Below are 12,359 nucleotides of genomic sequence, written 5' to 3'. Positions count from 1 at the left end.
TTCAGGGCGCGGCGCATGGCGCGTGCGATCGCAAGGCGGAGGTTCGCCTCCAGACTGGTTGTCTGGGGGCGAACCGACAACGCGGCGAGCGTGCGTGACAGGCGCCGCGACCCCGGCCCCACTTCTCAAACACCCCCTAGTACGTGGTACGGGGTGGCACGGCCCTTCGGCGCTACGAGTTCACGGCCTGATCACGGTAGCGCACGATCCGCACGAAGTCCTCCGGGTCCAGGGAGGCTCCGCCGATCAGCGCGCCGTCGATGTCCGGCTGGGCCATGATCCCGGCCGCGTTGGAGCCCTTGACCGAGCCGCCGTAGAGGATCCGGGCCTTCGCCGCGACCTCGGCGCCGTGGCTTTCGGCCAGCCGCCCGCGGATTGCGCCGATGACCTCCTGCGCGTCCTGCGGAGTGGCGACCTCGCCGGTACCGATCGCCCAGACCGGTTCGTACGCGATCACGGTGCGCTCGACCTGCTTGGCCGTCAGGCCGGCGAGCGAGCCGTCGAGCTGCGTCAGGGTGTACTCGACGTGACCGCCGGCCTTGCGCACCTCCAAGCCCTCGCCGATGCACACGATCGGGGCGATGCCGCTGCCGAGCGCCGCCTTGGCCTTCGCGGCCACCAGCTCGTCCGACTCACTGTGGTACTGCCGCCGCTCGGAGTGCCCGACGACGACGTACGCGCAGCCGAGCTTGGCCAGCATCGCCGCCGAGACGTCGCCGGTGTACGCCCCGGAGGCGTGCTGTGAGACGTCCTGCGCGCCGTACTTGATCTTCAGCTTGTCGCCGTCCACCAGGGTCTGCACGGAGCGCAGGTCGGTGAACGGCGGGAGCACCGCGACCTCGACCGCCGCGTAGTCCTTGTCGGTGAGCGAGAAGGCGAGCTTCTGGACGTGCGCGAGGCCCTCGAAGTGGTTGAGGTTCATCTTCCAGTTGCCCGCCATCAGCGGGACGCGGGACTCATCGGCCATGGCTCAGCCCTCCAGCACCGTGATACCCGGGAGGAGCTTGCCCTCCAGGTACTCCAGCGACGCGCCGCCGCCGGTCGAGATGTGGCCGAAGGCGTCCTCATCGCTGTGCCCATTGTCGTCGGAGACGAACCCGAGCTGCCGCACGGCCGCGGCCGAGTCGCCGCCGCCGACCACGGTGAACGCGCCGGAGTCGAGCAGGCCCTGGGCCACGGCGCGGGTGCCGCCGGCGAAGGCCTCCATCTCGAACACGCCCATCGGGCCGTTCCAGAACACCGTCTTGGTGCCCGCGAGCTTCGCGGCGAACAGCTTGCCGGACTCGGGGCCGATGTCCAGGCCCAGCCGGTCGGCCGGGATCGCGTCGGCGGCCACCACCTCGTGCTCGGCGTCGGCGGCGAAGGCGGTCGCGGCGACGATGTCCACCGGCAGCACGATCTCGACGCCGCTGTCCTTGGCCCGCTCCAGGTAGCCGGTGACGGTTTCGAGCTGGTCCTCTTCGAGCAGCGACTTGCCGACCTCGTGGCCCTGGGCCTTGAGGAAGGTGAAGACCATGCCGCCGCCGATCAGGATCCGGTCGGCCTTGTCCAGCAGGTTGTCGATGACGGCGAGCTTGTCGGAGACCTTCGAGCCGCCGAGCACGACCGCGTACGGCCGCTCCACGTTCTCGGTCAGCCGCTTGAGGACGTCCAGCTCCTTGGTGATCAGGTAGCCGGCCGCACTGGGCAAGTCCTCGGCGACGTCGTAGACGGACGCGTGGCGGCGGTGCACGGCGCCGAAGCCGTCGGAGACGAACAGGTCGGCGAAGGCGGCCAGCTCGTCGGCGAACTTGCCGCGCTCGACCGCGTCCTTGCTGGTCTCGGCCGGGTTGAAGCGCACGTTCTCCAGCAGCGCGATCTCGCCGTCCCCGAGGGCCGCGACGGTGGCCTTGGCCGACTCGCCGACGGTGTCCGCAGCGAACGCGACCGGCTTGCCGAGCAGCTCGGCGAGGCGCGCGGCGACCGGCGCGAGCGAGTACTTCTTGTCGGTCTCCGGGTCGCCCTTCGGTCGGCCGAGGTGCGCGGTCACGATGACCTTGGCGCCGCGCTCCAGCAGGGCGCTGAGCGTCGGCACCGAGGCGCGGATCCGGCCGTCGTCGGTGATGCGCGTGCCGTCGAGCGGCACGTTGAGGTCGGCGCGGACGAGCACCCGCTTGCCCGAGACCTCAAGGTCGTCAATCGTCTTCATCGTTTCTCCAGAATGGGGAGGGCAAGGCAGGACCCGCACGACACGCTCACAGTGTGTCGTGCGGGTCCGTCGAGCCGTCACGGCGGGGTGGCTCCGGGAGCCGGCAGTCGTTACGGCAGCGGTTACAGCTGCGCGCCGACGTGCTTGATCAGGTCCACCAGGCGGTTCGAGTAGCCCCACTCGTTGTCGTACCAGCCGACGACCTTGACCTGCGTGCCCTGAGCCAGCGTCAGCTTCGAGTCGAAGATGCAGGACGCGGGGTCGGTCACGATGTCCGAAGAGACGATCTCGTCCTCGGTGTACTTCAGGAAGCCCTTGAGGGAGCCCTCGGACGCGGCCTTCTTGAAGGCGGCGTTGATCTCTTCCTTCGTGGTCTCCCGGGACAGCTCCACGGTCAGGTCGGTGACCGAGCCGACCGGCACCGGCACCCGGAAGGCGAAGCCGTTCAGCTTGCCCTTGACCTCGGGGATGACCACCGGCAGCGCCTTGGCGGCGCCGGAGGAGGTCGGCACGATCGACGAGCCGGCGGCGCGGGCGCGGCGCAGATCGATGGTGCCCTTGCGGGTCAGCGAGATCTGGTCGAGCAGCTGCTGCTCGGTGGTCATCGCGTGGATCGTGGTCATCAGGCCGTGCTCGATGCCGAACTCGTCGAGCAGCACCTTGACCAGCGGGGCCAGGCAGTTGGTGGTGCAGGACGCGTTCGAGATGACGTGGTGCTGGGCCGCGTCGTAGTCCTGCTCGTTGATGCCCATGACCACGGTGATGTCCTCGCCGGTGGCCGGGGCGGAGATGATCACCTTCTGGGCGCCGGCGTCGATGTGCTTGCGGGCGTCCTCGGCCTTGGTGAACAGGCCGGTGGACTCGACGACGACCTCGGCGCCGAGCTCCTTCCACGGCAGCGCGGCGGGGTCGCGCTCGGAGAGGACCTTGATCTGCTTGCCGTTGATGACCAGCGCGGTCTCGCTGGCCTCGACGCTGCCCGGGAACCGGCCGAGGTTCGTGTCGTACTTGAGGAAGTGGGCCAGGATCTCCGGCTTGGCCAGGTCGTTGATGCCGACGATCTCGATGTCGGCGCCGGAGGCCAAGGCGGCCCGGAAGAAGTTGCGGCCGATGCGGCCGAAGCCGTTGATTCCAACGCGGGTCGTCACGAACCGGTCTCCTCGCTTGAGGCACGCCGACGCCGGATAAGGCCTTTGCCGCCCCGGCCCACGACGTGCTGGTGATATCCGTGATAGATAGGCATCAACTTACAGGGGCAAAGGATCGACGATCCAACCGGCCCGGATTATGGTATTACCTGCTGGTAACAGGAGCAGAAAGCCCCCGCAACCTGCCCGATCCCGCTCCAACAGCGGTGTCGGCGGCGGAGGCTACGTTACCCGCCATGAACGAGCCCGACTTCGTGCGCACCACGCGCGCCTCCTACGACACGATCGCCGATGGCTACGCCGAACTCGTGCGCGGCGAACTGGCCGCCAAGCCGCTGGAGCGCGCACTGCTGGCCGCGTTCGCGGAGCTTGTCCACACCGAAAGTCGAGGGCCGGTCGCCGACGTGGGGTGCGGCACCGGACGCGTCACGGCGCACCTGCACGAGCTCGGCGTGCCGGTCTTCGGGATCGACCTGTCGCCCGGCATGATCGCGGTAGCCCGGCGCGAGCACCCCGGGCTGCGCTTCGAGGTGGGCTCGATGCTCGCGCTCGACCTGCCCGACGGCGAAGCCGGCGGCGTGCTGGCCTGGTACTCGACCACCCACGTGCCCGACGACCGGTTGCCGGGGACTTTCGCCGAATTCCACCGGGTCTTGGCCCCGGGCGGCCACCTACTGCTCGCGTTCCAAGTCGGCGACGACGTGCTGCACCTGACCGAAGCAGTCGGTCACACCGTCGACCTCGACTTCCGCCGCCGCGCTCCCGAGCACGTGGCGCGGCTACTGGACGGGGCCGGCTTCGTCACCCGGTCCAGGACATGGCGCGAACGGGACCTCGACGGTCCGTTCCCGGAACGTACAGCGCAGGCCTTCGTACTCGCCCGCAAGCCACCCGCAGCTGCCTGACCTCCCTGGTGGCCTACCTGGCCTGACCACCTGACCACCTGACCACCTGACCACCTGACATAGCGTCAGACAATTCCGACGCTCAATCAATTCCGACGCCGCTCTGCCGCGTGGGCCTGTTAATAATGCACTGTGTGGTAGTCACGACGCCGCACAGGCGCCCCGGTCACTCCGCGCCGACGCCCGCCTCGGCGAACAGTTCCGGAGTCAGGCTGGCCTCGGTGCCGGGCAGGCCGAGCTCTGCGGCACGCCGGTCGGCCAGGGCGAGCAGGCGCCGGATGCGGCCGGCGACCGCGTCCTTGGTCAGCGGCGGCTCGGCCAGCGCGCCCAGCTCCTCCAACGAGGCCTGCCGGTGCTCCAGACGCAGTCGGCCGGCGACGGCCAGGTGCTCCGGGGCCTCCGCGCCGAGGATCTCCAGTGCACGGCCCACCCGCGCTCCCGCCGCTACCGCGGCTCGCGCCGAGCGACGCAGGTTCGCGTCGTCGAAGTTGGCCAGCCGGTTGGCGGTCGCACGCACCTCGCGGCGCATCCGCCGCTCCTCCCAGGCCAGCACCGACTCGTGCGCGCCGAGCCTGGTCAGCAGCGCGCCGATCGCGTCGCCGTCCCGGACCACGACCCGGTCCACTCCACGCACTTCGCGGTTCTTCGCGGACACGCCGAGCCGGCGGGCCGCGCCGACCAGGGCGAGAGCCGCCTCCTGCCCGGGGCAGGTGATCTCCAGCGCCGAGGAGCGGCCGGGCTCGGTCAGCGAACCGTGCGCGAGGAAGGCCCCGCGCCAGGCCGCTTCCGCGTCGCAGACCGCCCCGGAGACCACCTGCGGGGGCAGGCCGCGGATCGGCCGGCCCCAGCCGTCGACCAGGCCCGTCTGCCGGGCCAGCGCCTCGCCGTCCTTGACCACGCGCACGATGTAGCGACTGCCCCGGCGCAGCCCACCGGGCGCCATCACGCCGAGTTCCGAGGTGTGCCCGTAGACCTCGGCGATGTCCTTGCGCAGCCGCCGGGCCGCGGACGCGGTGTCCAGTTCGGCCTCGATCACGATCCGGCCCTGCACCAGATGGATGGATCCGGCGAAGCGCAGCAGCGACGCGGCCTCCGCCTTCCGGCAGCAGGGCTTCACCACGGTGAGCCGGCTCAGTTCGTCCTTGACCGCCGCGGTCATCGCCATCGCCTCTGCGGCCTCCTCGCCTCGCCTGTTTTCGGACCCCCCGGCTTCCCCGGGCGCGCCGACGGAGACGCGGGCCGTCGGCGAAAGATCGCCCGCCCGCGCACCGAAGTAGCGTAACGGCCCGTGCGTCGCGGACCTTCCCCATCCGTTCGCACGTCACTGGTCAGGATGACACTCGAATGGCGCAAAGCGCAGCACCTTGACCGAAACAACACCCGAAAGACATCTGGTTCGGCGCCGGTGCGACGTCGCGCGTTCCAGGTCCGGCTCGGCCCGGCCGTCCACATCCCGCTCTGACGCTACGCCAGGTCCCGGACCGGGTCGCGCACCTGAGCCTGCGTCAGCAGCGGGTGCAGTGCGGCGGCAAGCCGTTCCGGGTCGTGGTAGGGCAGATCTCCGTCGGCGGCGACCGCAGCCGTGTGCACCCGGGCGCCGAGAGCGGCGGCGGCCTTCGCCAGTTGACGCTCCTCCTCGTCGCCGCGTATCGACGTCGGGTCGACCACGATCGCGTCCAGCCGCAAGGCCGGGGCGTGCGCGGTGATCACGGCAAGGTGGTCGGCGGGCGTGTAGCCGTCCGTCTCGCCTTCCTGCGGCACCAGGTTGAGCACCATCATCCGGCGGGCGCGAGTCGTGGTCAGCGCCTCGGCCAGCTCCGGGACCAGCAGGTGCGGCAGCACGCTGGTGAACCAGGAACCGGGCCCGAGAATCGCCCAATCCGCCTCGTGGATCGCCGCGACCGCCTCGGGCACGGCGGGCGGGTTCTCCGGCAGCAGTCGCACCGCCAGCACCTCGCCGGGAGTCTTGGCCAGCGCGTGCTGGCCGCGCACGGTGGTTATCGCGTCCGCGCGGCCCGGGTCGGCGCCGCGCACGGTCGCCTCGATCTCCAAGGGCACCGCGGACATCGGCAGTACCCGGCCCTGCGCGCCGAGCAGCCGTCCGACCAGGTCGAGCGCGCCGACCGGATCGCCGAGCTGCTCCCAGAGCGCCACGATCAGCAGGTTGCCGAGCGCGTGCCCGGCCAGCTGACCGTCGCCGGAGAAGCGGTGCTGGAGCGCGCGGGCCCAGGTGCGTCCCCACTCGTCGTCGCCGCAGAGCGCGGCCAGCGCCATCCGCAGGTCTCCGGGCGGCAGCACGGCGAGCTCGCGGCGGATGCGCCCGCTGGAGCCGCCGTCGTCGGCGACCGTGACCACGGCGGTGAGCCGGTCGGTCACCCGGCGCAGCGCGGAAAGGCAAGCGTGCAGTCCATGGCCGCCACCGAAGGCCACGACGCTGGGCCGGTCCTTCGCTTTGTCGTCGATCACTCGCGTCCCATGTCCCGGTGGACCACCGTGGTGTCCACACCGTCGTCGTTCAGACGCGCCGCGATCTGCTCAGCCATCGCGACACTACGGTGTTTCCCGCCGGTGCACCCTACCGCAAGGGTCAGATAACGCTTTCCCTCCCTTCGGTACCCCGCCGTGATGGTGCGTAGCACGTCGCCGTAGGACTCAAGCAGGTCCTTCGCCCCGGGCTGGGCGAGCACGTACTCGCCGACCTCGGGATCGAGCCCGGTCTTGGGCCGCAGTTCGGGGATCCAGTGCGGGTTGGGCAGGAAACGGCAGTCCACCACCAGGTCGGCGTCGACTGGCAGACCGTACTTGAAGCCGAAGGACATCACCGTGGCGCGCAGCTCGGGCTGCCCGGACTCGGCGAACACGCTCTCCAGCGCGGCGCGCAGTTCGTGCACGTTGCGGCTGGAGGTGTCCAGCACGAGGTCGGCCTCGCCACGCAGCTCGCGCAGCAGTTCGCGCTCATGGGCGATGCCGTCGGTGATCCGGCCGTCGCCCTGTAGGGGGTGCGGGCGGCGGACGTTCTCGAACCGGCGTACCAGCACGTCGTCCGCCGAGTCGAGGAACACGATCCGGTGGCGCAGGCCGCCGGAGTCGATCTGTGCCAGCGACTCGTGCAGGTGCTCGAAGAAGGAGCGGCCGCGCACGTCGACCACCACGGCGATCCGCGGCACGCTCCCCCGAGTGCGCGCGGCCAGGTCGACCATGGTCGGGATCAGGCTGGGCGGCAGATTGTCCACCACGAACCAGCCGAGATCCTCCAGGACCTTGGCGGCGGTGGAGCGGCCAGCCCCCGACATCCCCGAGATGACGACGAGCTCGGGCGGCTCGACCCCGCTCTGGTCGGGCTCAGGTTCCCCTGCGCTCGTCTTTGCAGCACTCACCATCGTCTCTCAGTCCCCCTTGGACTCGGCGTGCCGGTGCGTTGCGGTCACGGGCGGTGCTTATCCTGGCCTGACGACACGCCCGTTTCTTCTCAATTGTCGCTCTCTTCGAGGATTTCACCCGTAGCAGTGTTGATCGCGTACGGCCGGTCGGCCCTGTCGCGGCCGGTGCCGTCCCGGCCCGTCGGGCGGGCCAGCTCCGCGACGATCGAGGCCGCGGTGGCCGGGCCGATGCCCGGCACCTCGGCCAGCTGCTCGGCGGTGGCGGCGCGCAGCGCCTTCACCGACCCGAAGTGTTTCATCAGTGCCTTGCGCCGGGTCTCACCGAGTCCGGGGATCTGGTCGAGGGCGCTGGCGGTCATCGCCTTGGACCGTTTCTGCCGGTGGAAGGCGATGGCGAACCGGTGCGCCTCGTCGCGCACGCGTTGCAGCAGATAGAGCGCCTCGCTCGTGCGCGGCAGGATGACCGGGTCGTCCTGGCCCGGCTGCCAGATCTCCTCCATCCGCTTGGCCAGACCGGCGACGGCGACCTCGTCGATGCCGAGCTCGGCCAGCGCCCGCGCGGCCGCGGCGACCTGTGGCGGGCCGCCATCGACGAGGACCAGCTGCGGCGGGTAGGCGCTGCGGCTGAGCTTCTCGCCGTCGGGGATGTCGTCGGCGCTCTCGGCGTGCGGGAAGCCGCTCGCGGCGTCACCGTTGAGGTTGGTGCCGTTAACGTCGCCACCGTCGCTGACATCACCCGGATCGTCCGGTAGCAGCGCCTCGCCGCGCCGGGACGTCTCCGCGAGGTAGCGGCGGAACCGGCGGGTGAGCACTTCGTGCATGGCGCGCACGTCGTCCTGGCCCTCGAAGGACTTGATGGTGAAGCGGCGGTACTCCGACTTGCGCGGCAGGCCGTCTTCGAACACGACCATGGATGCGACCACGTTCGTGCCCTGAAGGTTCGAGATGTCGTAGCACTCGATGCGCAGCGGAGCCTGGTCCATGGCGAGGGCGTCCGCGATGTCCTGCAAGGCCTGGCTGCGCGTCGTCAGGTCGGAGGCGCGCTTGGTCTTGTGCAGCGCGAGGGCCTGCTTCGCGTTGCGCTCGACGGTCTCCATCAGTGCGCGCTTGTCGCCGCGACGCGGCACGTGCAGTTCGACCCGGCCGGCCGGGTGCGACGAACCGTTGTTCGCCGTGCCGCCGTTCGTCGCGCCGCCCTTTGTCGCGCGCAGTGCGCTGAGCCAGGCGTCTATCGCGGCGCTGTCCTCGGGCAGCGCGGGCACCAGGATTTCGCGCGGCACCGCCTCGCCGGACTGGTCGCCGTAGAGTTGCTGGAGGAAGTGCTCGACCAGGCCGCCGGTGTCCAGTTCCTCGACCCGGTCGACCACCCAGCCGCGCTGGCCGCGCACCCGGCCGCCGCGCACGTGGAAAACCTGCACCGCGGCTTCGAGCTCGTCCTCGCTGATGCCGACCACGTCCGCGTCGGTGCCGTCGCCGAGCACGATGGCGTTGCGTTCGAGGACCCGTTGCAAGGCGGCAAGGTCGTCGCGAAGGCGCGCGGCCTTTTCGAATTCGAGCAGCGCGGCGGCTTGCCGCATCTCGGTCTCCAGCCGCTTGGTGTACGCGGCGGTGTGCCCGGCGAGGAACGCGCAGAAGTCGTCGACGATCCGGCGGTGCTCCTCGGCGCTGACCCGCTCGACACAGGGTGCTGAGCACTTGCCGATGTAGCCGAGCAGGCAGGGCCGGTCGGACAGCTGCGCGCGCCGATAGACGCCGTTGGAGCAGCTGCGCATCGGGAAGACCCTCAGCAGTGTGTCAACGGTCTCGCGGATCGCCCAGGCGTGGGCGTAGGGACCGAAGTACCGCACGCCCTTGCGTTTCGGGCCGCGCATGACCTGCACGCGCGGAATCTCCTCGCCGACGGTGACCGCGAGGCTGGGGTACGACTTGTCATCGCGGTACCGGACGTTGAACCGCGGGTCGAACTCCTTGATCCAGGCGTACTCCAACTGAAGCGCCTCGACCTCGGTGGTCACCACGGTCCACTCGACCGCGGCGGCGGTGGTCACCATGGCCTGGGTCCGCGGGTGCAGCGCGGCGAGGTCCTGGAAGTAGTTGGACAGCCGCGAGCGCAGGTTCTTGGCCTTGCCGACGTAGACGACGCGGCCGTGCGGATCGCGGAACTTGTAGACCCCTGGCTGGGTGGGGATCGAGCCGGGGGCCGGCCGGTAGGTCGCCGGATCGGTCACGTCCCCACCCTAGTGCTCAGAAGTGACACCGCACCGAGGGATGTCCGCGGGATGAACCGGGGCGTCACACGCTTGTTCGTCCGCCTCTTCGCGACGCCCCGGCTTTTCCTCGGTGGAGGGTCAGGAAGCCAGGAAGATCTGCCCGCCGGACACGGTGATCTGCTTGGCGGCCAGCGGGCTGGGCGCCGGGCCCTGGACCACCGAGCCGTCCTTGGCGCTGTAGATGGAGCCGTGGCAAGGGCACATGATCTGATTGTTCGACACGGAGCCCACGGTGCAGCCCTGGTGGGTGCAGATGGCGGTGAATGCCTTGTAAGTGCCGGCGGCGGGCTGGGTGATCACGGTCCCGCCATCCGCAGTGACGACCGTTCCGCCGTCCACCGGTACGTCCGAGGTCTGGGCCAGGGCGCCGCCGCCCGAACCACTCGAACTGGAGGACGCGGACGGCGATGAGCCGCCACCGGCCGGTGCGCTGGACGCCGGGGTGTCGCCGGACGACGCGTTGTTGCTCGACGAACTGCTGCACGCGGCGGCGGTCAGACCGGCGGCGACGACGGCGCCACCCACCCCGGCCACACGCAGCACCGTTCGGCGGCTCGAACCATGGTTGGCCTCGGTCTCGTCGGCGGCCTGGTGCTGGGTCACTTCCAGGGTCATCGGGTTTCCTTCCGCGGATAACGGTGTCGGGCGACAGGGTACCCACCCTTGTCGCCCGACATTGTCACGATGCCCTGTAGAACGCACGGCCGCGATGATCGGTTCAGGCGCCCGGCCGATTCACCTGGAATATCAGTAAATGCTTGGGTTCATCGCCACCCGGCCCAATTTGCGGCCTGATCTCCCGATCTCCCGCTCGCCCTCAGCTCTTGAGGATCTCCTTGAGGAAGCGGCCGGTGTGCGACGCCTTGATCTTCGCCACTTGTTCCGGGGTGCCCTCGGCGACCACCCGGCCGCCGCCGCTGCCGCCCTCGGGGCCCATGTCCACGATCCAGTCGGCGGTCTTGATGACGTCCAGGTTGTGCTCGATCACGATGACCGTGTTGCCGCTCTCCACGAGCCGGCCGAGCACGCCGAGCAGCTTGCGGATGTCCTCGAAGTGCAGGCCCGTGGTGGGCTCGTCGAGCACGTAGATCGTCCGCCCGGTGGAGCGCCGCTGCAATTCGGAGGCGAGCTTGACCCGCTGCGCCTCCCCGCCCGACAGCGTCGGGGCCGGCTGCCCGAGCCGCACGTAGCCCAGGCCCACATCCACCAGCGTCTTCAGGTGCCGGTGGATGGCGGGGATGGCCTCGAAGAACCCGCAGGCCTCCTCGACCGGCATGCCCAGCACGTCGGCGATCGTCTTGCCCTTGTAGTGCACCGCCAGCGTGTCGGTGTTGTAGCGGGCGCCGTGGCACACCTCGCACGGAACATACACATCAGGCAGGAACTGCATCTCGATCTTGATGGTGCCGTCCCCGGCGCACGCCTCGCACCGGCCGCCCTTGACGTTGAACGAGAACCTGCCCGGCTGATACCCGCGCACCTTCGCCTCGGTGGTCTGCGCGAACAGCCTCCGCACGTGGTCGAACACCCCGGTATAGGTGGCCGGGTTGGACCGCGGCGTCCGCCCGATCGGCCCTGGTCCACGTGCACCACCTTGTCCAGCTGCGCCATGCCGGTCACCCGGGTGTGCTTGCCGGGCACGATCCGGGTGCCGTGCAGCTGCTTGGCCAGCGCGCTGTAGAGGATGTCGTTGACCAGGGTCGACTTGCCCGACCCCGACACGCCGGTGACCGCGATGAAACACCCCAGCGGGAACGCCACGTCGATGCCGCGCAGGTTGTGCTCGGCGGCGCCCCGGACCACGACCTCCCTGCCCGCCGACCGCCGCCGCCGCGCCCGGGGCACCGGGATCACCTCGCGGCCGGTCAGGTACGCGCCGGTCAGCGAGTCCGCGCAGCCCAGCAGCTCGGCCAGCGGGCCGGACACCACGATGTGGCCGCCGTGCTCGCCCGCCCCCGGCCCGATGTCCACCACCCAGTCGGCCGCGCGGATGGTGTCCTCGTCATGCTCGACCACGATCAGCGTGTTGCCCAGGTCCCGGAGCCTGATCAGCGTCTCCAGCAGCCGGTGATTATCCCGCTGGTGCAGCCCGATCGACGGCTCATCCAGCACGTACAGCACCCCCACCAGGCCCGAGCCGATCTGCGTCGCCAGCCGGATCCGCTGCGCCTCCCCGCCCGCCAGCGTCGCCGACGCCCGGTCCAGCGTCAGGTCGTCAAGCCCCCCATCCAGCAGGAAGCCCAGCCTGGCGTTGACCTCCTTGAGTATCCGGCCCGCGATCTGCTGGTCCCGGTCGGACAGCTCGAGCTCGAGCAGCCTCTTGGCCAGCTCGCCGATCGGCAGCGCGCAGAACTCGGCGATGGACTTGCCGTCCACGGCCACCGCGAGGGATACCGGCTTCAGCCGGGCCCCGCCGCAGGACGGGCAGGGCACCTCGCGCATGTACCCGGCGTAGCGCTCCCGGCTGG

At 70.2% G+C, this 12,359-nt stretch carries 9 protein-coding genes and 1 pseudogene; 1 reads left to right on the top strand and 9 read right to left on the bottom strand.

All coding sequences use genetic code 11. The features are described from left to right. Nucleotides 1-172: 172 nt before the first annotated feature. From tpiA to gap, 3 genes are all read right to left on the bottom strand, one after another. Nucleotides 173-967, bottom strand: coding sequence for a triose-phosphate isomerase (gene tpiA, locus VGS97_RS23035; RefSeq protein ID WP_326855713.1), 795 nt, complete (start codon nt 965-967; stop codon nt 173-175). 3 nt (nt 968-970) lie between these two features. Beyond that, on the bottom strand, nt 971-2,188 hold the full coding sequence (locus VGS97_RS23030; RefSeq protein ID WP_326855712.1) for a phosphoglycerate kinase: 1,218 nt from the start codon (nt 2,186-2,188) through the stop codon (nt 971-973). Between the two features lie 122 nt (nt 2,189-2,310). Continuing rightward, nucleotides 2,311-3,336: a type I glyceraldehyde-3-phosphate dehydrogenase gene (gap, locus tag VGS97_RS23025; protein WP_326855711.1), complete on the bottom strand. Its 1,026-nt coding sequence runs from the start codon at nt 3,334-3,336 to the stop codon at nt 2,311-2,313. A 236-nt stretch (nt 3,337-3,572) separates the two neighbouring features. On the opposite strand from gap, the gene VGS97_RS23020 reads away from it, so the two are divergent. Continuing rightward, complete coding sequence (locus VGS97_RS23020) at nt 3,573-4,241, top strand: class I SAM-dependent methyltransferase (protein ID WP_326855710.1); 669 nt, start codon at nt 3,573-3,575, stop codon at nt 4,239-4,241. A 166-nt stretch (nt 4,242-4,407) separates the two neighbouring features. Here the strand turns inward: VGS97_RS23020 and whiA are convergent, their stop codons facing one another. From whiA to uvrA, 6 genes and pseudogenes are all read right to left on the bottom strand, one after another. Beyond that, nucleotides 4,408-5,406, bottom strand: a complete 999-nt coding sequence (gene whiA / locus VGS97_RS23015) for a DNA-binding protein WhiA (RefSeq protein ID WP_326855709.1) — start codon at nt 5,404-5,406, stop codon at nt 4,408-4,410. 299 nt (nt 5,407-5,705) lie between these two features. Beyond that, nucleotides 5,706-6,707 (bottom strand): uridine diphosphate-N-acetylglucosamine-binding protein YvcK, encoded by a 1,002-nt coding sequence (locus VGS97_RS23010; protein WP_326855708.1) that lies wholly within the window; start codon nt 6,705-6,707, stop codon nt 5,706-5,708. Then, nucleotides 6,704-7,621, bottom strand: a complete 918-nt coding sequence (gene rapZ, locus VGS97_RS23005; protein ID WP_326855707.1) for an RNase adapter RapZ — start codon at nt 7,619-7,621, stop codon at nt 6,704-6,706. Before rapZ ends, VGS97_RS23010 begins: the two co-directional genes overlap by 4 nt. 89 nt (nt 7,622-7,710) lie before the next feature. Continuing rightward, complete coding sequence (gene uvrC / locus VGS97_RS23000; protein WP_326855706.1) at nt 7,711-9,849, bottom strand: excinuclease ABC subunit UvrC; 2,139 nt, start codon at nt 9,847-9,849, stop codon at nt 7,711-7,713. Nucleotides 9,850-9,969: 120 nt separating this feature from the next. Next, complete coding sequence (locus VGS97_RS22995) at nt 9,970-10,506, bottom strand: Rieske (2Fe-2S) protein (protein WP_326855705.1); 537 nt, start codon at nt 10,504-10,506, stop codon at nt 9,970-9,972. 202 nt (nt 10,507-10,708) lie between these two features. Next, nucleotides 10,709-12,359: pseudogene (gene uvrA / locus VGS97_RS22985) on the bottom strand (excinuclease ABC subunit UvrA); the annotation flags it as partial.

Source organism: Actinocrinis sp. (assembly GCF_035946395.1).
GTDB lineage: Bacteria > Actinomycetota > Actinomycetes > Streptomycetales > Catenulisporaceae > Actinocrinis.
The sequence above is the reverse complement of the archived record's forward strand: the minus strand, read 5'-3'. Positions and strand labels throughout refer to the sequence as shown.

What these genes read in the sequence shown, in the direction of transcription:
- VGS97_RS22995 (WP_326855705.1), bottom strand. Translation starts at nt 10,506, where the DNA reads ATGACCCTGGAAGTGACCCAGCACCAGGCCGCCGACGAGACCGAGGCC.
- VGS97_RS23030 (WP_326855712.1), bottom strand. Translation starts at nt 2,188, where the DNA reads ATGAAGACGATTGACGACCTTGAGGTCTCGGGCAAGCGGGTGCTCGTC.
- tpiA (WP_326855713.1), bottom strand. Translation starts at nt 967, where the DNA reads ATGGCCGATGAGTCCCGCGTCCCGCTGATGGCGGGCAACTGGAAGATG.
- whiA (WP_326855709.1), bottom strand. Translation starts at nt 5,406, where the DNA reads ATGGCGATGACCGCGGCGGTCAAGGACGAACTGAGCCGGCTCACCGTG.
- rapZ (WP_326855707.1), bottom strand. Translation starts at nt 7,621, where the DNA reads ATGGTGAGTGCTGCAAAGACGAGCGCAGGGGAACCTGAGCCCGACCAG.
- VGS97_RS23020 (WP_326855710.1), top strand. Translation starts at nt 3,573, where the DNA reads ATGAACGAGCCCGACTTCGTGCGCACCACGCGCGCCTCCTACGACACG.